A 22,441-nucleotide genomic window follows, 5' to 3' on the forward strand; every position below is an offset into this window, starting at 1 on the left:
CGGCGCTCACCTCAGCTTCGGGTCGAGGGCGTCGCGCACCGCGTCGCCGAGCATGATGAAGGCCAGGACGGTGAGCGCGAGGGCCCCGGAGGGCCACAGCAGCGCGTGCGGGGCGTTGCGGATGTAGGGCGAGGCGGCGGAGATGTCGATGCCCCAGGAGACGCTGGGCGGCTTCAGGCCGACGCCGAGGTAGGACAGGGTCGCCTCCAGGGCGATGTAGGTGCCGAGCGCGATGGTCGCGACGACGATCACGGGGGCCACCGCGTTGGGTGCGATGTGCCGCAGCAGGATCCGGGAGTTGGAGGCGCCGAGGGCGCGGGCCGCCTGGACGTAGTCGTTCTGCTTGGCGGTGATCACCGAGCCGCGGGCGATCCGGGAGATCTGGGGCCAGCCGAGCAGCACCATGAACCCGATGACCGGCCAGACCGTATTACTCGTCACCACCGAGAGGAGGACGAGACCGCCGAGGACGACCGGGATCGCGAAGAAGACGTCGGTGATCCGGGACAGCACCGAGTCCCAGATGCCGCCGAAGAACCCGGCGAGCCCGCCGAGCACCGACCCGAGCAGCGCGACCCCGAGCGTGGCGCAGACGCCCACCGTGACGGACGTACGGGCCCCGTAGACGGTCCGCGTGTACACGTTGCAGCCCTGCCCGTCGTAGCCGAAGGGAGCGCCCGGCTGGGAGCCCTCCTGGGCCTTGGCGAGGTCGCACTTGAGGGGGGAGCCGGAGGCGATCAGGGACGGCCACAGGGAGATGACGACGAGGAAGAGGATGACGAGGGCGGAGACGAGGAAGACGGGGTTGCGGCGCAGGTCCCGCCAGGCGTCGGACCAGAGGGAGCGGGGCTTGGCCGCGGGCCCGGTGCCGAGCGGTCCTCCCGGCGTCCGTTCCAGCGTCTGCGCCTCGCTCGCCGCCAGGTCCATCGCCCCGCCCATGCCCGTCCCGGCGATCGCCCGGTCCTGCTCGAACGGCTGCTCAGGCATAGCGGATCCTCGGGTCGAGTACGGCGTAGAGCAGGTCCACCAGGAGGTTGGCCACCAGGAACACCAGGACCAGCACGGTCACGAACCCCACCACCGTCTGGGTGTTCTGCCGCAGGATGCCCTGGTAGAGCTGGTAGCCGACGCCGTGGATGTTGAAGATCCGCTCGGTGACGATCGCGCCGCCCATCAGGGCTCCGATGTCGGTGCCGATGAAGGTGACGACGGGGATGAGCGAGTTGCGGAGCAGGTGCCGGGTCACGACCCGGCGGCGGGGCAGGCCCTTGGCGACGGCCGTACGGACGTAGTCGCTCCGCTTGTTCTCGGCGATGGAGGTGCGGGTCAGCCGGGTGACGTAGGCGAGCGACACGGAGGCGAGCACCAGCCCCGGCACGATCAGCTCGCCGAAGGTGGCCTCCGGGGAGACGGAGGGTTTGATCCAGCCCCACTCCACTCCCAGCAGCAGCTGGAGCAGCAGACCGGTGACGAAGGTCGGCACGGAGATGACGACCAGGGTGGCCAGCAGCACTCCGGTGTCGACGGGGCGTCCGCGCCGCAGTCCGGTCACCACACCCAGCGTGATGCCGATGACGATCTCCAGGACGATGGCCACGATCGTCAGCCGGATGGTGACGGGGAACGCGGTGGACATCAGCTGGGTGACCGGCTGCCCGTTGAACGCCGTACCGAAGTCGCCGGTGAAGACGTTCCCCATATAGGTGAGGTATTGCTGCCACACCGGCTTGTCGAGTCCGAACTCCTTCTTCAGCTGGGCGGCGGTCGCCGGATCGCAGGCCCGCTCACCGCACAGCCCCGCGATCGGGTCGCCCATGACATTGACCATGAGGAAGATCAGCAGCGTGGCCCCGACGAACACCGGGATCATCTGGAGCAGCCGCCGGACGACGTAGCGTCCCATGCCGGTTCAGCTGACCTTGATCTCGTTGTAGACGGGGACGCTGAACGGGTTGAGGGTCACGTTCGACAGCCGCTCGGAGTAACCGGCGCTGCCGTTCTGGTACCAGAGCGGAATGGCGGCCATGTTGTCGCGGACGACTTCCTCCGCCTGCTGGAAGGTGGACACGGCCTTGGCGGTGTCGGTCTGGGCGTTCGCCTGGTCGACGAGTTTGTCGAAGTCCTTGTTGGACCACTTGCCGTCGTTGGAGGAGGCGTTGGTGTAGTAGAGCGGCTGCAGGAAGTTCTGGATGAGCGGGTAGTCCATCTGCCAGCCCGCGCGGAACGGTCCGGTCATCTTGTGCTGACCGATCTGGTTCCGGAAGTCGGCGAACGTACCGACCGGGTTTCCCACACACGCCTTGTCGTTGCCCAGTGCGTTGTTGATGGAGTTGCACACGGCGTCCACCCACATCCTGTGCGAGCCGGTGTCGGCGTTGTACGTGATCTTGAGCTGGCCGCCGGGCAGCCCCCCGCCCTCCTGGATGAGCTTCTTGGCCTGGGCGGGGTCGTAGTCGCAGGCGCTCCCGCACAGCCCTTCCTTGAAGCCGCCGTCCACGCCGAGCACCGGCGAGGTCCAGTCGGTGGCCGGGGTGCGGGTGTTCTGGAAGATGGTGTCGGTGATCTGCTTCCGGTTGATCGCCATGGAGAGGCCGGTGCGGACCTTCTCTGCCCCGCTCTTGTTCCAGGCACTGTCGTAGTAGGGAAAGGCGAGCGTCTGGATGATGCCGGCCGGAGTGTTGATGTAACGGTCACCGAGATCGCTCTTCACGTTCTTCAGCTGCGACGCGGGAACGTCGTCGACGAGGTCGAGGTTGCCGGCGATGAGGTCGGTATAGGCGGTGTCGCTGTCCGTATAGACCTTGAGGGTCACCCCGCCGTTCTGCGCCTTGTCGGCACCGGGATAGCCGTCCCACTTCTTCAGGGACATCTGCGAGCCCTTGGTGTAGGACTCGATGCGGTACGGCCCGTCGCCGACCGGTTGCGCCAGCCAGCCGGCGTGGTCGGTGAAGAAGGACTGCGGCAGCGGGGCGAAGGCCGCGTAGCCGAGGGTGTCGGGGAAGCTGGAGAACTTCTGGTTGAGCGCGACGGTGAAGGTCTTGTCGTCGACGACCTTCAGGCCGGAGAGCGTGTCGGCGCTCTGTGAGCCGGCCGCCGGGTGGACCTTGTCGTAGCCCTGGATGTAGCCGAAGAAGTAGGCGTTCTTCTGGTTGTTCTTGAGGCTCGCTCCGTAGTTCCAGGCGTCGACGAACGACTTGGCGGTCACCTTCTCGCCGTTGGAGAACGTCCAGCCGTCCTTGAGCGTGATCGTGAAGTTCTGCGAGTCGCTCGTATCGATCTTCTGGGCGAGCATGTCCTGGGCCTTGCCGGTCTTCGGGTCGTACTTCTTCAGGCCCCGGAAGATCATGTCCAGGACCTTGCCGCCCTGGACCTCGTTGGTGTTGGCCGGCTCCAGGGGGTTCTGCGGGTCGCCCCAGGAGGAGCTGAGCACGCCGCTCTCGCCGCCGCCGCCCCCGCTGCCGCCGCCCCCGCAGGCGGTGGCGGCGAGCGCCACCACGAGCGCGCAGGCCGCCCCTCGGGCGTGCGTGGCTGAACGCATGGCGTGCCTCCTCCGTGAAGGGTGATCGGTGGACCGGCGGATCCACAGATGACCCGCTATCGGTCAATATCGACCAAATAGGTCGATATTGCTCACCCACTGCCCCGAACGGAGGCGCCCAGGGAACCCCATGACGACCTTTAGAGGGACACGTCACCCGATTGCAGGCACCCCTCCGCGACCCTCTTGAGGATCTTGCGGCGGCGGCGCAATGGATCTCCGCGTAACGATGCCGAAACGTTGGATTGCGGCCCGCCGATGTACGCATTTCGGCACCCTCGCGTCCGCATAACGAACTCATTGCCCGTTTTGCGTCATTCGCCCGAACTAAAGCACGGTGCGATTACGAGGCGCTACCCGCGTAGCTACGGAACGGTCAAGGCCAGGCAAAGAAAGTAAAGAGAAACCCAAGGCGCCCGAGAATTTATTGACCTTGAATGAATTGCGTTGAAAAAGTCCGGCGTAGCCCGTAGGGGAGTGCCCTGCGGAGTCATCAGACCCTCCCTTGGGCCAGGAGCACCATGACCCCCCCAACTCCATCCGCGGCTGCCCCGCTTGAGGTGACCGACGAGACCGAGAAGAAGTCGATCACTTCGGACGGCTCGAAGGGCAGCGAGAGCAGGTCGCCGGGCCGCCTGGCCTGGAAGCGCTTCAAGCGCGACCGTACGGGCGTTATATCCGCTTACGTCGTGATCTTCTTCTTCGTGATCGCGATCGCGGCCCCGCTCATAGCGAAGCTGTACGGGAAGAACCCGTACACGACGTACGCGAGCGACCGCCCCGACCTTCTCGACGCCTTCTCGTACCCGGCAGGGCCCAACGGCGGCATGAGCTCCGAGTTCTGGTTCGGCATCGAGCCGCAGCTGGGCCGGGACGTCTTCACGTTCCTGCTCTACGGCATCCGGACCTCGCTCGGGATCGCGGTCGCCGCCACGATCCTGACCTGTGTCGTGGGGGTCATCGTCGGTGTCACGGCGGGTTACCTCGGCGGTAGGACTGACTACTTCGTCGGCCGTGTCATCGACATTCTGCTGTCGTTCCCGTCGACGCTCTTCTTCATCGCCTTCATGCCCGTGGTCTACGGCATCTTCGTCGCCCCCGACGACGACATCCCGACCTCGCTCCGCGCCACCGCGCTGATCCTGGTGCTCTCCGCCTTCGGCTGGGCGTCCATCGCCCGTCTGCTGCGCGGCCAGGTGCTCGGTCTGCGCGAGCGGGAGTTCGTCGAGGCCGCCAAGGTCACGGGCGCGTCTCCGATGCGCATCGTGTTCAAGGAACTTCTGCCCAACCTGTGGACGCCGATCATCATCCAGTCCACGCTCATGCTGCCGGCCTATGTGACCGCTGAGGCCGGCCTGGCGTTCCTCGGCGTAGGCATCATCGACCCGACTCCGGACTGGGGCGTGATGATCCAGCGAGGCGCCCAGTTCTACAGCCAGGACTTCACCTTCATGCTCTTCCCGGGCCTCTCGATGGTGATCTTCGTCCTGGCGTTCAACCTGCTCGGTGACTCCGTGCGCGACGCGCTCGACCCGAAGTCCAAGCGGTAGCCACTCAGTTCCATCCGGCCCGGTTCAACGACGTCCGGCTGGTCCCGACCGTTCCGAATTGACCCCTACAGGCAGGCTCGACATGTCTTTTTCTCGCAGAAACTTCCTCATCGCGACCGGTGTGGCCGCGGCTTCCACCACCGTGTTGAGCGCCTGCAGCAGCGGTGACGACAGCAAGAGCGCGTCCAAGATCCCGTCGGTCTCCGACGCGAAGACCATGAACATCCCGGTCGGCACCAAGGCCGACTCGACCGGTCCGGCCCCCGAGGTCGCCGGCGCGGTCAAGGGCGGGACGATCTACTCGCTCGACCAGTTCGACATGGACCACCTGGACCCGGCCCAGATCTACGTGTCGACCGAGGGTGCCATCACCCGGCCGATCCTGCGCGGTCTGACCGGCTACAAGGTCGACGAGAAGGGCGGCGCCACTCTGGTCGGCGACGTCGCGACCGACGCCGGCACCATGAAGGACGGCGGCAAGACCTGGTCCTTCACGATCAAGGACGGCGTCAAGTGGGAGGACGGCGCCGAGCTGTCCATGGACGACGTCCGCCACTCCTTCGAGCGTCTCTTCGCCGACTTCGTCACCGAGGGTCCGCGCTACGTCCAGCAGTGGCTGGTCGGCGGCGACAAGTACAAGGGCCCCTACAGCGGCAAGAGCCTCGCCTCGATCGAGGTCTCGGGCAAGACGATCACCTTCACCCTGACCGAGGCCCGCACCGACTTCAACTACACCCTGGCCATGCCGGGTTACGGCCTGGTGCCGAAGAAGCACGACACCAAGGAGGCGTACGACAAGCGTCCGTACGCCCTCGGCCCCTACAAGATCGGCAGCCGCAGCGTCGGCAAGTCGCTGACCTACGTGCGCAACGAGCACTGGGACGCCGCCACGGACTCGATCCGCAACGCGTACCCGGACAAGTACATCTTCCAGTTCGGCTTCCAGCCGGTCGCCTCCACCGACCGCTACATCGCCGACAAGGGCAACGACCAGTACGCGATGTCGATCTTCAACGAGGTCGCGGCCGAGCGCATCGCCCAGGTTCTCACCAACGCCACGCTGAAGAAGCGTGTCCTGACCCAGGTCGACACGGTCACCTACTACTGGCCGATCAACATGACCCGCGTCAAGGACGTGAAGGTCCGCCAGGCGATCAACTGGGCGTGGCCGCACCAGCAGCTGCAGACCATCCGCGGCGGTCGCTCCACCAGCGAGCTGGCCACCACGATCCTCAGCCCGGTGACCCCCGGCTACACCAAGTTCGACCTGTACGGCGTGGACAAGAAGCCGGGCGGCGACGCGGCCAAGGCCAAGGCCCTGCTGAAGGAGGCCGGCCAGGAGGGCTACAAGCTGGTCATCGCGTACCAGCAGTCCGACAACGCCGTGAAGCAGGCCGTCGCGATCAAGAACGCTCTGGAGGCGGCCGGCTTCACGGTCGTCAACAAGCAGATCGACAAGACGACCTTCTACACCCAGATCGGCAAGATCGACAACGGGTACGACCTGTTCGCGGCCGGCTGGAGCCCGGACTGGCCGAACGGCTACTCGGTCTTCTACCCCTGCTGGAGCGGTGAGAACATCGGTGACGGGCGCAGCAACTACGCCCAGCTGAACGACCCGAGCGTCAACAAGGCGATCAACGCTGCCGCCAAGATCGCGGACACGGCCCAGGCGAACAAGGCCTGGGGCGCCATCGACAAGCAGATCATGGAACTCTCCGCGGTGGTCCCGGACTACCACTCCATCCGTAACTGGATGTACGGATCCAAGGTCGGCAACGTCGTGTACGACGCCGGTAACACCTGCATCGCGCTCACGAAGCTGTACGCCAAGAAGTAAGCGCGTCAGTCCCCGGGGGCGGCCATGACCTGGCCGCCCCCTCCGGCCCACCCCCCTCTCTTGCCCCCCGGCGACGGCGCCCCGTCCGGAAAGTCACGGCCCCATGTTCCGCTTCCTTGTCCGCCGAATCCTCGGCGCGCTGATCATCCTGTTGATCATCAGCGCGGTCACTTTCTGGCTCTTCTATGCCATTCCGCGTGACCCTGCCACGATGTCCTGCGGCAAGAACTGCACGCCCGACATGCTGGCCCAGATCCGGAAGAACCTGGGTATCGACCACCCCGTTCCGGTGCAGTACTGGGAGTGGCTCAAGGGTGTCTTCGTCGGCCGCGACTACGTCGGCTTCGGACACTGCGACGCCCCCTGCCTTGGCTACTCGTTCGCCAACCGTGAGCCCGTCCTCGGCACGATCATGGACCGGCTGCCGCTGACCCTCTCGCTCGCCTTCGGCTCGGCGGTTGTCTTCCTCGTCTTCGGCGTCGGCGCGGGCATGCTGGCCGCCGTCAAGCAGGGCAAGTGGCAGGACAAGCTGGCAAGCTCGGCGTCGCTGCTGGGTTCCTCGCTCCAGATCTACTTCGTCGGCTACCTGGCGATGTACCTGTTCGTCGCCAAGCTCGGCATCCTGGACAACCCGTCGTACACCCCGCTCACCCAGGACCCCATCGCCTGGGCTTCCGGGCTGCTGCTGCCTTGGCTGGTCCTCGCGATCATCTTCACCGCGAACTACACCCGTATGGCCCGCTCGCAGCTCGTGGAGCAGCTGAGCGAGGACTACGTGCGGACAGCTCGTGCGAAGGGCCTGTCCGCGCGCAACGTGTTCTTCCGGTTCGCCTGGCGCGGCGCGATGGGCCCCATCGTCACCGTCTTCGGCATCGACCTGGGCACGCTCATCGGCGGCGCGATCATCACCGAGTACACCTTCAGCCTCCAAGGCATCGGGCGGCTCGCGGTGGACTCCGTGGACAAGAGCGACCTGCCCATGGTCCTGGGCGTGACCCTGTTGTCCGCCGGCGCGATCGTGTTCTTCAACATCATCGTCGACGCCGTCTACGCTCTCATCGACCCGCGGATCCGGCTCGCCTGACCTCCGCCCCACCCCCAACCTCGCATCACCCCCCAGGAGCGTCCCAGTGACGAGCACCGATCAGCAGCCGTTCCTCTCCGTCAAGGACCTCAAAGTCCACTTCTCCACCGAGGACGGCATCGTCAAGGCCGTCGACGGGCTCAGCTTCGACATCGCCAAGGGCCAGACGCTCGGCATCGTCGGTGAGTCGGGCTCCGGCAAGTCCGTGACCAACCTGACGATCCTGGGCCTGCACGACCCCGCTCGCACCCAGATCGACGGCGAGATCCTGCTCGACGGCCAGGAACTCCTCACGGCTTCCGAGCGGGAGCTGGAGAAGCTGCGCGGCAACAAGATGTCGATGATCTTCCAGGACGCGCTGGCCTCGCTGTCGCCGTACCACACCATCGGCACGCAGATCGCGGAGACCTACCGCAAGCACACCGGTGCCTCCAAGAAGGTGGCACGGGCCCGCGCGATCGAAATGCTGCGGCGCGTCGGCATCCCGCAGCCGGACGTCCGGGTCGACGACTACCCGCACCAGTTCTCCGGCGGTATGCGCCAGCGCGCGATGATCGCCATGGCCCTGGTCTGCGACCCCGAGCTGCTGATCGCCGACGAGCCGACCACCGCGCTCGACGTGACGGTCCAGGCCCAGATCATGGACCTGCTCAAGGACCTCCAGCAGGAGTTCGGCACGGCGATCATCTTCATCACCCACGACCTCGGAGTCATCGCCGACATCGCTGACGACGTGCTGGTGATGTACGGCGGGCGGTGCGTGGAGCGCGGCACCAAGAAGCAGGTGCTGGGCACGCCGCAGCACCCGTACACGCTTGGTCTGCTCAACTCCATGCCGACCCTCGAAGGACCGGTCGACGTCCCGCTGTCGCCGATCCCCGGTTCGCCGCCGTCGCTCCTCAACCCGCCCTCCGGCTGCCGGTTCCACCCGCGCTGCGCGTTCGCGGACAAGGTGCCGGGTGGACGGTGCTCCAGTGAGCGTCCAGTGCTCGACGTGGTCGAGGGCCGCGGCTCCGCCTGCCACCTGGAACTGAGCCAGCGAGACGAACTCTTCGCCGACTACGCGGCCGTTGCCGGCCACAACTGACGGACACGAGACGGGACTTCACGACCATGAGCAACACCAACCCCCTCCTGGACGTCTCCGGGCTGACCAAACACTTCCCGATCAAGGGCGGCTTCCCGATCAAACGGACCGTCGGCGCGGTGCAGGCGGTGGACGGCCTCGACTTCCAGGTCGCCGAGGGCGAGAGCCTGGGCCTGGTCGGCGAGTCCGGCTGCGGCAAGTCGACGACCGGCCGGCTGATCACCCGTCTGCTGGAGCCGACGGACGGCAAGATCACCTACCGCGGCCAGGACATCACGCACGCCAACCGCCGGCGGCTGGCGCCGATCCGGTCCGAGATCCAGATGATCTTCCAGGACCCGTACGCGTCGCTGAACCCCCGCCAGACGGTCGGCAAGATCGTCGCGGGTCCGATGGAGATCAACGACATCAACCCGGCCGGCGGCCGCGAGAACCGGGTCCGCGAGCTCCTGGAGATCGTCGGCCTGAACCCGGAGCACTTCAACCGCTTCCCGCACGAGTTCTCCGGCGGCCAGCGCCAGCGCATCGGGGTGGCCCGCGCCCTGGCCCTGGAACCGAAGCTGATCGTCGCCGACGAGCCGGTCTCGGCGCTCGACGTCTCCATCCAGGCGCAGGTCGTGAACCTTCTCCAGAAGGTCCAGAAGGAACTGGGCATCGCCTTCGTCTTCATCGCCCACGATCTCGCGATCGTGCGGCACTTCTCACAGCGCGTCGCGGTCATGTACCTCGGTAAGATCGTGGAGATCGCCGACCGCGAGGACCTGTACGACAACCCGCGCCACCCCTACACGCGGGCCCTGCTGTCCGCCGTGCCCGAGGCGACGGTGGACGTGGAGCCGCGCGAGCGGATCCGGCTGGTCGGTGACGTCCCGTCCCCGATCAACCCGCCGTCCGGCTGCCGCTTCCGCACCCGCTGCTGGAAGGCGACGGAGAAGTGCGCGACGGAGGCCCCGCCGCTGGTCCAGGTCGACGGCAACAAGCCCGGCCACCTCACCGCGTGCCACTACCCTGAGGTGCAGGAGACGATTCCCGCCCCGCGTCTCTCCAAGGACCCCGAGGCCGCGGCCTGACACACCCCTTTTTCCGTCAGCCGCCGCCTGCGGAACGGACTTTCACTGGCCCATTGACCCGAGCCCTGAACGTCCGCTCCAGGGGAGCAAGGGCCCGCACCTCCCCAGGTGCGGGCCCTTCTCATGGCCGGTCGGCGCCCTCAGGAAGCGGTACTGGCTCCGAGGAGCTCGGGCTGGTCCGCACCCGGTGCGGCCCGCAGCGACCGCACCCCGGGAGACAGGAGCGCGGCGAGGGTGGCCGCGACGATCAGGACGGCGCAGACGATCAGCATCCGGTCGGTGCCGAAGGCGTGGGCAGCGGGTCCTGCCAGCGCGAGGCCGAGCGGAGCGAGGGTGAGTGAGCCGAACCAGTCGTAGGAACTGACCCGGGACAGAGCTTCCTCGGGGACTTCGCGCTGCATGGTGGTGGACCACAGCACGCCGAAGAAGTCCAGGCTGATTCCCGCGGTGAAGGCACCCGCGACAACGGCCCACAGGGGTGCTCCGGTCCCGAGGAGGGCCGGCGGCAGGGCGGACGGGAGGGTGAACAGGACCGCCGCCAGGATGGGCCGGGTGACGCGCGCACGGGCCGCGATCCCGGCGCCCGCCACGGCCCCCAGCGCCTGGGCGGCCACCACCAGCGACCATGCGCGGGCCCCGCCGAAGTGAGCGCTCGCGGCCAGCGGACCCAGTACGCCGGCGTTGGCGTTCATGGCCGCAACAACCAGGGAGAACTGCACGACGACCACCCACAGCCACTGCCGGGAGGCGAACTCCCGCCAGCCCTCACGCAGATCGGCCCAGCCCGAGGCGGACTTCCGCGGCCGTCGGCTCAGGCGCAGGGACGAGGTGAGCGCGGCGCTGACCACGAAGGAGAGACCGTTGATGGCCAGCGCCCAGCCCGCGCCGACCCATGCGACGGTCACGCCCGACAGGGCCAGCCCCAGCAGGAGTGAGGTGTTGGTGCCGACCCGCAACAGACCGTTGGCTCGCTGGAGCGCCCCGGACGGCACCAGTTGCGGGATGACCCCGTCCATCGCGGGCCCGAACAGAGCGGTCGCGGTGCCCGCCGCGACGGCGAGCGCGCACAGCGCGGCGACGGGGGCGTGGCCGCTGAGCACCATGGCCGCGAGTCCGCCGTAGGACAGCGCACCCAGCACGTCCGACACGGCCATCAGCGCGGATCGGGACACCCGGTCCGCGATCACTCCGCCCACCAGGACCAGCGCGAGCTGCGGGACCGCCTGGCAGGCGACGACGAGTGAGAGGTCACCCGGGGTCGCGCCGGGCAGCGCGAGCACCGCGAAAGCCAGCGCGATCCGGGCGAACCCGTTGCCGAGGACGGAAATGATCCGGGCGAACGCGAGGCGCACGAAACCGGTGTTGCGCAGCAGGGACGGGGGGTGCTCAGCAACAGACATGGACGGGCACCCTACGCCCTCACCACCTCGGCCCGGTCGCCGTCGCGCACTCTTCCCGCCAAGTACGGCTCACGGGTCAGGCTCCCCCGCCCCGCGCCCAAGCCCCGCCGTTCAGGACTCGCCGAACAGCTCCGCGGCGTCCGTGACGTGCACCGCCCGCTGGGCCCAGATTTCGAGCTGGTCCAGATCGGTGCAGGCGTCCACCTGTTCTCGAACGGAGTCGCTCACCGGAATGCCACGCCATTCCAGGACTCGCAGCACCATCTCGGCGCACTGCTGGATCCGCCCCTGCTCCCGGCCTTCCTCCCGGCCTTCCTCACGCACCTGCTCCGCCAGCGGGTGCCGCCAGAAGTACTGCATCGCCGTCATCAGGTCCCTCCACATCTGCTTCGCCCGGGGATCGACCAGGCACGAGTCGACGAACTGCACGAAGACCGCGGCACTGTCGCGGTCGATGGTCTTCAGGGCGGCTGCCAGCGACTCCAGTATGGCCGCAGCATTCCGGCCTCGCCCGTGTGTCATGGCCGACAGCACCGCAAGAGGTACGTCCCGCACCGCCTCCCGCTCATCCGCGATCACCGGCACGTTGTCCGGCCCCAGCACCAGCGGACGCACCGTCAGCGACTCCCACCCCCGCAAGCCGAGCCTGATCGGCTGCGAGGCCCACCGCGCGGTCGCACTGCTCTGCGTGATCACGATCAGCACCGGCTCACACCGGTACTTCTCATAGAGATACGACAAGTAGTACGGCCAGCTCCCCCGCTTACGGCCGTCCACCTCCCCCTGCGACTCCACGACCAGGAGATACGTCCCCTCGTCCGTCTCCGCCCGCAGCAACGTGTCCACCCGACGCTCAACCGGCTCGATCTCCGTCAGATCCACGTTCATCGCCGCGAACTCCCGCGTCTCCGGAAACGGCACCCCCAGAACGCGCTGCAACGCATGCGTCAGCAACCCCGGATCCTTCTGGAAGATCCGATGCAACGCCTCATGCGACGACCCCACCATCACGCCACCCCCAGCTCACACCACACGTACTTGCCCCGCTCCCCGAACCGGGCGGACGGCTGCCAGCCCCAGCAGTCCGCACACGCCACCACCAGCCCCAACCCCCGCCCCGCCTCTTCGAGCTCCGTCACCACCCCCGACGACCCCGGCGGCTCCGGAAGCACGGGATCCGCATCCCACGCCCCGATCCACACGACACCCTCCGGGGAGCGCCGCACCCTCAGCGCGGCCGGCCCCTTCGTGTGCCGTACGGCATTGGAGACCAGCTCCGCCGCCAGCAGCTCCGCGGTGTCGGCGAGACCGATCAACCCGTGCATCGTCAGGATCAGACGCAGAGTGCGACGGCAGATCGTCACCGCTCTCGGATCGTTGGGAACGTAGAGCGTGTAGTCCCAGCTCTCGGGCATGCGTCATCAACTCCGGCCAGATGAAGGGGATTTCACGCACGGTGGCATCGCCGCACGAGAACGGTGCGGTGCACTTCCACAGCGTGTCCATTACGTCACCGACAGTAGGGGTCAATTTTGGCACCGCGCAAGTCGTTGCCGTAATCTAGCGCTCGAACGAGTCACTGCCTCTGTGCAGTTGGGGGTGGAGGAGGAAGCCATGCCACGCCGACAACAGGCGACCGCACGTCAGCAGCGGCTTGGTGCTGAGCTGCGGAAACTGCGTGAGGCGGCGGGACTCAAAGGACGCGACGCCGCCGAACTGCTGGGAACCGACTCTGCACAGGTGAGCCAGTTCGAGGCCGGTCTCGCAGGCGTCAGCGAGGCGCGCGCTCGCAGGATCGCGGCCCACTACGCCTGCACGGACCAGGAACTGGTCGACGCCCTCGCGGCGATGGCCGCCGATCGAACACGCGGGTGGTGGGAGGAATATCGGGGGCGTCTGCCCTCGTCGTTCCTCGATCTGTCGGAACTGGAGTACCACGCCGCCTACCAGTGGGACGTGGAGTTCCTGTTCATTCCCGGGCTCCTTCAGACCGAGGACTACGCAAGGGCACTCTTCTCGTCCCGCGTTCCCCAACTCCCCGAAGAGGAGAGGGAACTGCGCGTCCGGCACCGGATGCAGAGGCGCGTCATCCTGGAGAAGGCCCCGCTCGTACCGTACGAGGCCGTGATCCATGAAGCGGCACTCCGCATGATGGTGGGCAGCCGCACTGCTGCACGGGTTCAACTCACCCGAGTGCTGGAGCTTTCCGAAGCCGAGGGCACCTCGGTACGCGTGATCCCCTTCGACCTGGAGCACTTCATCGATGTAGGCGCCGCCATGGTGTACGCCGGAGGCGCCGTCCCCAAGCTGGACACCGTCGTACGCGACGGCCCTCACGGCACGGGCTTCGTCGACTCCGAAGCACAGCTGGGTGTGTTCCGAACACACTTCCGTAGATTGGAGTCGGCGTCACTCGACCCAGGCCGGTCGCGTGACTTCATCCACAGGCTGGCGAAGGAGCTGTGAGGCACTCATGACCGACCTCGACAACTGGCGCAAGTCGTCCTACTCCGGCGGCGGCGACGGCAACGCCTGTGTCGAGGTAGCCCACCACCCCTCCCACATATCCGTCCGCGACTCCAAAGCCCCCACCAGAGCCACCCTCACCTTCCGCCCCCACAGCTTCGCCGTCTTCGTCGACGCCCTCCAGGCCGCTCATCCCTGAGCCACCAGCTCCACCTCGAAGCCGTCCTCGTTCTCCAGGTACGCCGCGTAGTGGTCCGGCCCGCCGGCGAACGGATGGCGGTCCGGGAACAGCAACGTCCACCCATGTGCCGGAGCGGCTTCCGTCAGCGCGTCGACCGTCGCCCGGTCCGGTGCGTGGAACGCCAGGTGGTTCAGGCCGGGTCGCATACGGTCGTACCCTGCGCCGTCGCCCCGCATCGCCGGTGATCGTTCGACCACCAGGTACGTCTCCCCCAGCCGCCAGCTCCGCCCCTCCGGCCAGTCCTGGTACGGCGTCCAGCCCAGGCTTCGCAGCAGCCAGCCCCAGGACTCCGTCGCCCGGTCCAGGTCCGGCACCCACAGCTCTATGTGATGAAGCACCCTCAGTCCAAAGGAAGTTGATAGAAGTTCAAGAAGAGAGCCGTTCCTGACCCCGCGTTCAACATCATGTGGCACACTGCCGCGGTGGTCGATCATTCGTACGCGGATCTGTCGCTCGCCGCGCTCTACGACAGCCTCAACCCGTGGGGGCCGGGTGACGACTTCTACCTGGACCTGGTGATGTCCGCCGGGTCGGTGCTCGATGTCGGCTGCGGGACCGGGCGGTTGCTGCGCGGGGCGCGGGCAGCGGGGCACGGTGGGTCGCTGATGGGGCTTGAGCCGGCCGCGGCGATGCTCGTACAGGCGCGTCGGGCCGAACCCCGTGTCGAGTGGGTGCTCGGTGATCTGCGTACCCGCCGGTGGGAGGGCCAGGGCTTCGATCTGGTCGTGATGACAGGTCACGCTTTCCAGGAGCTGCTCGGCGACGAGGAGTTGCGCGCCGTGCTGACCGCCGTGCGCACCGCCCTCTCCCCCACCGGCCGGTTCGTCTTCGAGACCCGGAACCCCGCCGCCCGCGCCTGGGAGACCTGGACGCCGGACCGCGTGCACCACGTCGTCGACCCGGACGGCCGTCAGGTCCGTGTCTGGCACGAGGTCGACGGCTCTCCGGTCGGGGATCGGGTGACCTTCACGGAGACCTACGAGGGCGCACCCTGGCCCCAGCCCCAGGTGTGCCGGTCCACCCTGCGCTTCCTCGGACCCGACGCCCTCGCCGATTTCCTGAACGGTGCCGGCCTGGAGGTCGTCGAGCAGTACGGCGACTGGGCGCGCGGGCCGGTCACCTCCGGGAGCCCCGAGATCATCACCGTCGCGCGGCAGGGGTAGGAGCAGTCACGGGGGTCCCGCGGCCGCCGCGGTGAAGCGTGCCCCGAGTGCCGCGACCGCGGTGCGCAGTTCCGCCCCGCCCTCGACGCGGAAGGCGAACGGGACCCGCGCCAGCCACTCCTGCGCGTACATGTCGGGGTTGCGGGTGCTGCCGACCAGCACACACCGGTCCTCCCCGAGGGCCTCCACCCGTCCCATGGGCGGCCGGATCCACGGGGCCACCTCGGCCAGGGGGGCGTCGAAGACCACACGGGTGGGAAGCTCCCAGCCCAGGCCGAGGTTCTCCTCCAGCACCGCGACCGGGTCGAGGCCCTCGGGCGGTTCGAACCCGCGTCCGGTCGGCCGGACCTCGCGGACCCGGTCGACCCGGTAGGTGCGGATCGCGTTCACGCGATGGGAATGGCACAGCAGGTACCAGCGCCCGTAGCGGACGACGAGGGACCAGGGATCCACTTCCTCCTCCCATTCGTCGCCGGCCTCACTGCGGTACCCGATCGAGATCCGGCGCCGGGCCGCGACGGCGTCGACGAGTTCGCTGGTGATCGCCGGATCCGGGCGCGTCGAGTACGGGTCGGGTGCGGCCGACGCATGCTCCTGCAGCATGGCCGCCTGACGGCCGATGCTCTCCGGCAGCGCCTTGACGACCTTGTCCAGGGCGGTCCCGACCAGGTCGTCGGCATCGTCGGCGTCGCTCCCGGCCGACCGGCTGCCGAGCACCGCCATCACCAGGCCGAGCGCCTCGGCCTGGGTGAAATGCACCGGCGGCAGTCGTGTCCCGCGCCCCAGCCGGTACCCGCCGTGCGGCCCGCGGGCCGACTCCACGGGGATGCCGGCCTCCCGCAGGATCCCGACGTACCGGCGCGCGGCCCGCTCCGTGACGCCCAGCCGTACGGCGAGTTCACCGGCCGTCGTACCGGGGCGGGTCCGGAGTATCTCCAGAGTGCGGATCGCCCGCGCGGTGGGGCTGAGATCGTTCGGCACGGAGGCAGGCTAGTCGGCTTCGGCGGGCACCGGCCGACGGCCGCCGGACAATCCGGCAGCAGATCGTCCGGATCTCCTCCTACGGTAAGGCCCGTGAAGCCGGAGAAGGGGAACTGACCATGGACATACTGCTCATCGGCGGCCTGTGGCTGAACGGATCCGTGTGGGGCGACGTCGTGTCCGCGCTGGAGCCGCTGGGTCATCGTCCGGTGCCGATCACACTCCCCGGCCAGGGGGACGGTGCCGCGTCCGCCACGCTCGACGACCAGGTGGCGGCGGTGCTCGCCGCGGTGGACGCGGCGCCCGGAAGGCCCGTGGTGGTGGGGCACTCGGCCGCCTGCACACTGGCCTGGCTGGCCGCCGACCGGCGGCCGGAACGGCTGGCCAAGGTCGTCCTCATCGGCGGCTTCCCGTCCGCCGACGGCCGGCCGTACGCCGACTTCTTCGAGGTACGGGACGGGGTCATGCCGTTCCCGGGCTGGGAGCCGTTCGAGGGGCCGGACGCGGCGGACCTCGACGAGGTCGCCCGGCGGGAGCTGGCGGCCGCCGCGATCCCGGTGCCCGTGGGGGTGTCCAGGGGCGTGGTGCGGCTGACCGACGAACGGCGGTTCGAGGTCCCGGCCGTCGTCGTGTGCCCGGAGTTCACGCCCGCGCAGGCACAGGAGTGGATCAGCGGCGGCGATGTCCCGGAGCTCGCCCGGGCCAAGCACCTCGACTTCGCCGACATCGACTCGGGTCACTGGCCCATGGTCACCCGGCCCGCCGAGCTGGCCCGGATCCTGGCCACGGCGGCGGGCACGGCGGAGGGCGCAACGGCGGACACGGCGGCGGGCACCGCCTGACCGGCCGGCCACCGCCCGGCGTTGCGTGGGCTCCGGGCGGTCAGCCCTCCTCCTCCAGCGCCGCCAGCGCCGGATCCAGCACGATGTCCTCGCCCCGGGCCTCCGTCGTCGGGTCCTCCGGGAAGTGGCAGGCCGTGAGGTGGCCCTCGTGGTTGCCGGCGATCCGGATCAGCGGGGGTTCCTCCGTCGCACACTTGTCCTGGGCCTTCCAGCAGCGCGTGCGGAAGCGGCAGCCTGAGGGCGGGGAGATCGGGGACGGGACGTCGCCGGCCAGGCGGATGCGTTCGCGGCCGACCGCGTCCGGCTCGTCCGTGAGGTTGACCTCCGGTACCGCCGAGAGCAGGGCGTGGGTGTAGGGGTGGCGGGGGCGGGTGTAGATCGCCTCCCGGTCGCCGACCTCGATGATCTTGCCGAGGTACATCACCGCGACCCGCTGCGAGAAGTGCCGCACGATCGCCAGGTCGTGGGCGATGAACAGGAACGCGATGCCCAGTTCCCTCTGGACCTGCTGGAGGAGGTTGACCACCTGGGCCTGGATGGAGACGTCCAGGGCGGAGACCGGCTCGTCGGCGACGATCAGCTTCGGTTCCAGGGCCAGGGCGCGGGCCACCCCGATGCGCTGGCGCTGGCCGCCGGAGAACTCGTGCGGGAAGCGGTTGAAGTGCTCCGGGTTGAGACCGACGATCTCCAGCAGTTCCCTGACGCGCTTCTCGCGGCCGCCCTCCGGTTCTATCCCGTTGATCTCCATCGGGCCCGAGATGATCTTGCCGACCGTCTGCCGGGGGTTCAGCGACGAGTACGGGTCCTGGAAGATCATCTGGATCTCGGATCGGATCGGCGCCAGTTGCCTGCGGGAGGCGTGGCCGATCTCCTGGCCGCGATAGCTGATCGTGCCGTTCGTCGGCTCCAGCAGGCGGGTGATCAGGCGGCCCGTCGTGGACTTGCCGCAGCCCGACTCGCCGACCAGGCCGAAGCTCTCCCCCACCCGTACGGTCAGGTCGATGCCGTCCACGGCCTGGACGTGCCCGACCGTGCGCCGGATCGGGAAGCCGCCCTTGACCGGGAAGTACTTGGTCAGGCCGGAGACCTCCAGCAGCGGTTCGCCGGCTGTCGCCTCGCGCGGGGCGGGAAGGACCATGTCCTGGGTCATGACGTGTCGTCTCCTAGCCCAGACGGGGCTTGATCTCTTCGATGAAGATGGTGCGTTTCTGGTCCGCCGTGAGGTGGCAGGCCGCGGAGCGGTCGGGGCCCAGCAGCGGGCGTTCGGTGACGCAGCGGGTGCCGCCGACCCGGTCCTGGAAGGTGCAGCGGGGGTGGAAGCGGCAGCCGGAGGGCGGGGTCAGCAGGGAGGGCGGCATGCCGGGGATCGGGTTCAGCGGCGCGTCCAGGTCGGAGTCGAGGCGTGGCATCGAGTTCAGCAGACCCCAGGTGTACGGGTGCTGGGGCGCGCGCAGGACCTCGTCCGTCGTGCCGCGCTCCACCGCGCTGCCCGCGTACATCACCATGATGTCGTCAGCCATGTCGGCGATCACCCCCAGGTCGTGGGTGATGAAGATGATGCCCGATCCGAACTCCTGTTGCAGGTCCTTGAGCAGGTCCAGAATCTGCGCCTGGACGGTCACGTCCAGGGCGGTGGTCGGCTCGTCGGCGATGAGCAGGTCGGGGTCGCAGACCAGGGCCATCGCGATCATCGCGCGCTGGCGCATACCGCCGGAGAACTGGTGCGGGTAGTCCTTCGCCCGCTCCTTCGGGTTGGGGATGCCGACCTTGGCAAGCATCTCGACCGCCCGGTCCCAGGCCGCCCGCTTGGAGGCGCCCCGGTGCTTCATGAACGGTTCGGCGATCTGCCGGCCGACCGTGTAGTACGGCGACAGCGCGGTGAGCGGGTCCTGGAAGATCATGGCGGCCTTGTTGCCGCGCACCTTCTCCAGTTCCGACTCGCGGGCGGTGATCAACTCCTGGCCGTCCAGGAGGATCTCGCCCTCGACCGTGGTGAACTGGGGGTTGTGCAGGCCGAGGATGGTCAGGTTGGTGACCGACTTCCCGGAGCCCGACTCGCCGACGATGCCGAGTGTCCTGCCTCGCTCCACGTCGAACGACAGCCCGTCCACGGCCCGTACCACGCCGTCCTCGGTCTTGAAGCTGACGTGCAGGTCCCGCACCGAGAGGAAGGCACCCGCGTCGGCCGGTGCGGGGGTGCCGGCGCCCTTGGTCAGAGTGGTCACGACGGTTCTCCTCTTGCCCGGCCTAGGACAGCCGGACGCGCGGGTCGATGAACGCGTAGGCCGCGTCGACGATGATGTTGAACAGCAGGATCATGGCGGCCGAGAACAGCATCACGCCGAGGAGCAGCGGCAGATCGCTGAACTGCACGGATTCCACCGCGAGGCGCCCGAGGCCGGGCAGTCCGAAGGTGTACTCCGTGATGATGGCACCGCCGAGCAGCGTGCCGAGGTCGATGCCGAAGATGGTGACGATCGGGATGAGCGAGCCGCGCCAGGCGTAGCGGAAGAACACGTACTTGCGCGACATGCCCTTGGCGCGGGCGGTGCGCACGTGTTCCTCCTGGAGCTGTTCGATCATCGACGAGCGCGCCATACGGGTGTACTGCGAGGCGAAGATCGTGGACAGCACCACCCACGGGATGATCAGCCCGCTGAACCAGCTCACCGGGTCCGCGGTGAAGTTGTTGTAGGAGGGCTTGTCGAAGATGTGGGACTGGTAGACGAGCGCTGCCAGTGCCAGGGGGCCGAGGAAGTAGATCTGCAGCGAACTGATCACCATCGCCCCCGCGGTGACCGTCTTGTCGAGCAGCGTTCCCCGCTTCCACGCTGCGATCAGGCCGGTTCCCAGGCCAACGGTCAGGAAGACCACCGCGGCACCCAGGGTCAGCGAGAGCGTGGTGGGCAGGCGGTCCATCATCGTGGCCCAGACCTGGTCGTTGGTGTGGTACGAGTACCCGAAGCAGGGGGCGGGGCAGGGGCCCTGGGCGAACTGGTTGCTGCCGAGGACGAGGTTGTGCAGGAAGATCCCGTACTGCTCGGGAATCGGCTTGTCGAGGCCGAGCACATGGTGGATGTTCGCGAGGGCCTGCGGGTTGCACGTCTTGCCGCACATCAACAGCGCCGGGTCACGCGGCATCCCGAAGAACAGCAGGAACGTCACGATGCTCAGCAGAAAGAGGATGACGACGGCACCGAGGAACCGGCGGACGAGGAAGCGCAGCATGACAACCGGGGCTTTCTGACGTCGGCGGGCCGGGCGGTACCCGGTGCGCTGCCGCCTGTGGCGTGCTCACGCACCGGGTACCGGTCGGACGAGGGGGGTTACTTGATGTACAGACGACGCGGGTCGATGCCGCCGATCACGTCGTCGTAGACCAGGCCGCCGACCTTGGAACCGGCGATCTGGACCTGCTTGTAGTCGATGGTCGGGACGGCGTTGACGGCGTCCTTCGCCAGGTACTGGTCGATCTTCTCCCAGGCCGCCGCCGACTTGACCGGGTCGCTGATCTTGTTGGCCGCGTCGATGTCGGCGTTCACCTTGGCGTCGTTGATGTGCGAGTAGTTGGGCGAGCCGTCGGCGACCGCTCGGCCGTCGAACAGCGGCGGGATCACGGTCGAGGCGGACGGCCAGTCGGCACCCCAGGCGGAGTGGTAGATGTCGTAGTTGTTGTCGACCTTGCCGATCTGGTCGTAGAACGTCTCAGCCGGGATGTCCTGGCGCTGGACGTTGAAGCCGGCCTTGTTCAGCGCGGCGGCGATGGCGGCGGAGTACTGCTGCCCCTCGGGAGTGTTGATGTAGCCGTAGGTCAGCTTCATGCCGACCTTGCCGGCCTTCTTCAGCAGCGCCTTGGCCTTGACCGCGTCGCCACCAGGGTTCTTCTTCTTGCCCCACGGGTCGAAGGAGGCGTCGTAGCCGCTGACGGTCGGGCTGATGAAGCCGCCGGCGACCTCTGCGGCGGAACTGCCGCCGAAGGCACGGATCATCGGGGTGATCGGCAGGGCGTAGGCGATGGCCTCGCGGACCGTCTTGTCCTGCAGGGCCGCGTGGGACATGTTGATGTTGAGCTGGCCGACGTAGGGCTGGTAGCCGGCGACCGTGCGGGCCTTGATGGCCGCGTCACCGCCGAGTACCTGGCTGATGTTGCCCGCGTCCACCGAGTTGTTGAAGCTGACGCCGGTCTGGTCGGCGCCGGTGTCCGCGAGAAGGGACTTGGTGGAGTCCTCGTACTGGACGTTGAACGTGAAGTTCATCTGGTCCACGTACTGGTTGCGGATCGGGTCCGTCTTCGGGTCCCAGTTGGGGTTCTTGACCAGCACCATCGACTTGCCGGACTTGAACGACTGGATCTTGTACGGGCCGCTCGTGACCGGGCTCTTGTCGTACTTCTCCTTGGTGTCGCCCTTCTTGGAGACGACGTCGTAGCCCGCCATGGCCAGCGCGTACGGCAGGTCCGGGTGCGGGGTCTTGAAGTGGAAGATGATGGTCTTGGCGTCGGGGGTCTCAAGGATGCTGTCGGGCAGGTGCTTGCCCTTGTAGGGACCGTCCGGGAGCAGCTTGCGGTAGTCGGCGCCGTTCGTGTCCGCCAGCCAGTTCTGGAGGTAGGTCGGGCCCTGGTTGATGAAGGACGCGAAGAGCCGCTCGAAGGTCTGGCGGAAGTCCGCGGACGTGATCGCTGTCCCGTCGGAGAACTTGATGCCGTCCTTGAGGGTGTACTTCCAGGTCTTGCCGCCGTCCGTGGTGGTGCCGGAATCGGTGGCGAGGTCGCCGACGACCTCGTGGCCGCTGCCCTTGTTGTTGGTGGACTTGTAGCCGGTGAGACCTCTGTGGATCAGCGTCGCGAGCGAGCCCTCGTCGGAGACGTAGATCTGGCCCGGGTCGAGGTGGGCGTAGGAGTCGCGCTGCAGCACCTCCAGAGTGCCGCCCGTCTTGGCACCCGGCACGGTCGTGGCCGGCCCCTGGGAGTCCGCGGCGTCGCCGAACTTGATGGACGCCTGCTGCCGCTTGGCGTTCTCCTGGTCCTTCTTGTCGTTGTCGCTCGCGTTGCTGCCGCCCTTGCTGCAGCCGGTGAGCACGAGTGCTCCGGCCGCGAGCACGGACAATGCGGCGTATGTACGGCGTCCGCCCTTACTCATCACTGAAAGCTCCACCCATCTCTGTGTCGCCGGTGCAATAG

Annotated in this window: 21 protein-coding genes; 9 read left to right on the forward strand and 12 right to left on the reverse strand. The window is 67.9% G+C overall.

What is annotated here, in order from left to right; all coding sequences use genetic code 11:
• Nucleotides 1–6: 6 nt before the first annotated feature.
• From ABT137_RS21590 to ABT137_RS21600, 3 genes are read right to left on the reverse strand one after another with little or no spacing between them, the layout of a single operon-like run.
• Complete coding sequence (locus ABT137_RS21590; protein ID WP_351711171.1) at nucleotides 7–987, reverse strand: ABC transporter permease; 981 nt, start codon at nucleotides 985–987, stop codon at nucleotides 7–9.
• Entirely contained in the window at nucleotides 980–1,903 is a 924-nt protein-coding gene (locus tag ABT137_RS21595; RefSeq protein ID WP_351711173.1) for an ABC transporter permease, read from the reverse strand. The genes ABT137_RS21590 and ABT137_RS21595 overlap by 8 nt, the downstream gene beginning before the upstream one ends.
• Before the next feature lie 6 nt (nucleotides 1,904–1,909).
• The gene (locus ABT137_RS21600; RefSeq protein ID WP_351711175.1) at nucleotides 1,910–3,538 is read right to left on the reverse strand and encodes a peptide ABC transporter substrate-binding protein; all 1,629 of its coding nucleotides are present in this window, start codon (nucleotides 3,536–3,538) and stop codon (nucleotides 1,910–1,912) included.
• 521 nt (nucleotides 3,539–4,059) lie between these two features.
• Here ABT137_RS21600 and ABT137_RS21605 point away from each other — a divergent pair.
• From ABT137_RS21605 to ABT137_RS21625, 5 genes are all read left to right on the forward strand, one after another.
• Entirely contained in the window at nucleotides 4,060–5,088 is a 1,029-nt protein-coding gene (locus tag ABT137_RS21605; protein WP_502984559.1) for an ABC transporter permease, read from the forward strand.
• An 82-nt stretch (nucleotides 5,089–5,170) separates the two neighbouring features.
• Nucleotides 5,171–6,928 carry an ABC transporter substrate-binding protein gene (locus ABT137_RS21610; RefSeq protein WP_351711179.1) on the forward strand — a complete coding sequence of 586 codons (1,758 nt, stop codon included), beginning with the start codon at nucleotides 5,171–5,173 and terminating at the stop codon, nucleotides 6,926–6,928.
• 103 nt (nucleotides 6,929–7,031) lie between these two features.
• Nucleotides 7,032–8,012 carry an ABC transporter permease gene (locus ABT137_RS21615; RefSeq protein WP_351711181.1) on the forward strand — a complete coding sequence of 327 codons (981 nt, stop codon included), beginning with the start codon at nucleotides 7,032–7,034 and terminating at the stop codon, nucleotides 8,010–8,012.
• A gap of 46 nt (nucleotides 8,013–8,058) precedes the next feature.
• A complete protein-coding gene (locus tag ABT137_RS21620; RefSeq protein WP_351711183.1) occupies nucleotides 8,059–9,099 on the forward strand; it encodes an ABC transporter ATP-binding protein in 1,041 nt (346 codons plus the stop codon).
• 26 nt (nucleotides 9,100–9,125) lie between these two features.
• Complete coding sequence (locus ABT137_RS21625; RefSeq protein WP_351711185.1) at nucleotides 9,126–10,169, forward strand: ABC transporter ATP-binding protein; 1,044 nt, start codon at nucleotides 9,126–9,128, stop codon at nucleotides 10,167–10,169.
• Nucleotides 10,170–10,309: 140 nt separating this feature from the next.
• On the opposite strand, the gene ABT137_RS21630 is transcribed toward ABT137_RS21625, so the two are convergent.
• From ABT137_RS21630 to ABT137_RS21640, 3 genes are all read right to left on the reverse strand, one after another.
• Nucleotides 10,310–11,569: an MFS transporter gene (locus ABT137_RS21630; RefSeq protein WP_351711187.1), complete on the reverse strand. Its 1,260-nt coding sequence runs from the start codon at nucleotides 11,567–11,569 to the stop codon at nucleotides 10,310–10,312.
• Nucleotides 11,570–11,680: 111 nt separating this feature from the next.
• Nucleotides 11,681–12,577 (reverse strand): hypothetical protein, encoded by an 897-nt coding sequence (locus ABT137_RS21635; RefSeq protein ID WP_351711369.1) that lies wholly within the window; start codon nucleotides 12,575–12,577, stop codon nucleotides 11,681–11,683.
• Nucleotides 12,577–12,984 (reverse strand): ATP-binding protein, encoded by a 408-nt coding sequence (locus ABT137_RS21640; protein WP_351711189.1) that lies wholly within the window; start codon nucleotides 12,982–12,984, stop codon nucleotides 12,577–12,579. Before ABT137_RS21640 ends, ABT137_RS21635 begins: the two co-directional genes overlap by 1 nt.
• 199 nt (nucleotides 12,985–13,183) lie before the next feature.
• Between ABT137_RS21640 and ABT137_RS21645 the strand changes: the two genes are divergently transcribed.
• Nucleotides 13,184–14,035, forward strand: a complete 852-nt coding sequence (locus ABT137_RS21645) for a helix-turn-helix domain-containing protein (protein ID WP_351711371.1) — start codon at nucleotides 13,184–13,186, stop codon at nucleotides 14,033–14,035.
• A 7-nt stretch (nucleotides 14,036–14,042) separates the two neighbouring features.
• Nucleotides 14,043–14,234: a DUF397 domain-containing protein gene (locus ABT137_RS21650; RefSeq protein WP_351711191.1), complete on the forward strand. Its 192-nt coding sequence runs from the start codon at nucleotides 14,043–14,045 to the stop codon at nucleotides 14,232–14,234.
• On the opposite strand, the gene ABT137_RS21655 is transcribed toward ABT137_RS21650, so the two are convergent.
• Nucleotides 14,225–14,614, reverse strand: a complete 390-nt coding sequence (locus ABT137_RS21655) for a VOC family protein (protein ID WP_351711193.1) — start codon at nucleotides 14,612–14,614, stop codon at nucleotides 14,225–14,227. The two genes, ABT137_RS21650 and ABT137_RS21655, sit on opposite strands and share 10 nt — an antisense overlap.
• Nucleotides 14,615–14,698: 84 nt before the next feature.
• Between ABT137_RS21655 and ABT137_RS21660 the strand changes: the two genes are divergently transcribed.
• On the forward strand, nucleotides 14,699–15,439 hold the full coding sequence (locus ABT137_RS21660; protein WP_351711195.1) for a class I SAM-dependent methyltransferase: 741 nt from the start codon (nucleotides 14,699–14,701) through the stop codon (nucleotides 15,437–15,439).
• 6 nt (nucleotides 15,440–15,445) lie between these two features.
• Here ABT137_RS21660 and ABT137_RS21665 read toward each other — a convergent pair whose 3' ends face one another.
• Nucleotides 15,446–16,420 (reverse strand): helix-turn-helix transcriptional regulator, encoded by a 975-nt coding sequence (locus ABT137_RS21665; protein WP_351711197.1) that lies wholly within the window; start codon nucleotides 16,418–16,420, stop codon nucleotides 15,446–15,448.
• Between the two features lie 119 nt (nucleotides 16,421–16,539).
• Between ABT137_RS21665 and ABT137_RS21670 the strand changes: the two genes are divergently transcribed.
• Entirely contained in the window at nucleotides 16,540–17,262 is a 723-nt protein-coding gene (locus ABT137_RS21670) for an alpha/beta fold hydrolase (protein WP_351711199.1), read from the forward strand.
• Nucleotides 17,263–17,302: 40 nt separating this feature from the next.
• Here ABT137_RS21670 and ABT137_RS21675 read toward each other — a convergent pair whose 3' ends face one another.
• The 4 genes from ABT137_RS21675 to ABT137_RS21690 form a co-directional block, all read right to left on the reverse strand.
• Entirely contained in the window at nucleotides 17,303–18,412 is a 1,110-nt protein-coding gene (locus ABT137_RS21675) for an ABC transporter ATP-binding protein (RefSeq protein ID WP_351711201.1), read from the reverse strand.
• Between the two features lie 13 nt (nucleotides 18,413–18,425).
• Nucleotides 18,426–19,487: an ABC transporter ATP-binding protein gene (locus ABT137_RS21680; RefSeq protein ID WP_351711203.1), complete on the reverse strand. Its 1,062-nt coding sequence runs from the start codon at nucleotides 19,485–19,487 to the stop codon at nucleotides 18,426–18,428.
• Between the two features lie 22 nt (nucleotides 19,488–19,509).
• Entirely contained in the window at nucleotides 19,510–20,490 is a 981-nt protein-coding gene (locus tag ABT137_RS21685; RefSeq protein ID WP_351711205.1) for an ABC transporter permease, read from the reverse strand.
• 98 nt (nucleotides 20,491–20,588) lie between these two features.
• Nucleotides 20,589–22,400 (reverse strand): ABC transporter substrate-binding protein, encoded by a 1,812-nt coding sequence (locus ABT137_RS21690; RefSeq protein WP_351711207.1) that lies wholly within the window; start codon nucleotides 22,398–22,400, stop codon nucleotides 20,589–20,591.
• Nucleotides 22,401–22,441: the final 41 nt, after the last annotated feature.

Origin of the sequence: Streptomyces sp. NPDC001980 (assembly GCF_040296885.1) — a bacterium.
Lineage (GTDB): Bacteria > Actinomycetota > Actinomycetes > Streptomycetales > Streptomycetaceae > Streptomyces.

Bases quoted from the DNA above. Each gene is read 5' to 3' on its own strand.
- ABT137_RS21650 (WP_351711191.1), top strand. From the start codon at position 14,043: ATGACCGACCTCGACAACTGGCGCAAGTCGTCCTACTCCGGCGGCGGC.
- ABT137_RS21670 (WP_351711199.1), top strand. From the start codon at position 16,540: ATGGACATACTGCTCATCGGCGGCCTGTGGCTGAACGGATCCGTGTGG.
- ABT137_RS21685 (WP_351711205.1), bottom strand. From the start codon at position 20,490: ATGCTGCGCTTCCTCGTCCGCCGGTTCCTCGGTGCCGTCGTCATCCTC.
- ABT137_RS21640 (WP_351711189.1), bottom strand. From the start codon at position 12,984: ATGCCCGAGAGCTGGGACTACACGCTCTACGTTCCCAACGATCCGAGA.
- ABT137_RS21600 (WP_351711175.1), bottom strand. From the start codon at position 3,538: ATGCGTTCAGCCACGCACGCCCGAGGGGCGGCCTGCGCGCTCGTGGTG.
- ABT137_RS21645 (WP_351711371.1), top strand. From the start codon at position 13,184: ATGCCACGCCGACAACAGGCGACCGCACGTCAGCAGCGGCTTGGTGCT.
- ABT137_RS21610 (WP_351711179.1), top strand. From the start codon at position 5,171: ATGTCTTTTTCTCGCAGAAACTTCCTCATCGCGACCGGTGTGGCCGCG.
- ABT137_RS21690 (WP_351711207.1), bottom strand. From the start codon at position 22,400: ATGAGTAAGGGCGGACGCCGTACATACGCCGCATTGTCCGTGCTCGCG.
- ABT137_RS21675 (WP_351711201.1), bottom strand. From the start codon at position 18,412: ATGACCCAGGACATGGTCCTTCCCGCCCCGCGCGAGGCGACAGCCGGC.
- ABT137_RS21605 (WP_502984559.1), top strand. From the start codon at position 4,060: ATGACCCCCCCAACTCCATCCGCGGCTGCCCCGCTTGAGGTGACCGAC.
- ABT137_RS21625 (WP_351711185.1), top strand. From the start codon at position 9,126: ATGAGCAACACCAACCCCCTCCTGGACGTCTCCGGGCTGACCAAACAC.
- ABT137_RS21595 (WP_351711173.1), bottom strand. From the start codon at position 1,903: ATGGGACGCTACGTCGTCCGGCGGCTGCTCCAGATGATCCCGGTGTTC.
- ABT137_RS21615 (WP_351711181.1), top strand. From the start codon at position 7,032: ATGTTCCGCTTCCTTGTCCGCCGAATCCTCGGCGCGCTGATCATCCTG.
- ABT137_RS21590 (WP_351711171.1), bottom strand. From the start codon at position 987: ATGCCTGAGCAGCCGTTCGAGCAGGACCGGGCGATCGCCGGGACGGGC.
- ABT137_RS21630 (WP_351711187.1), bottom strand. From the start codon at position 11,569: ATGTCTGTTGCTGAGCACCCCCCGTCCCTGCTGCGCAACACCGGTTTC.
- ABT137_RS21635 (WP_351711369.1), bottom strand. From the start codon at position 12,577: ATGGTGGGGTCGTCGCATGAGGCGTTGCATCGGATCTTCCAGAAGGAT.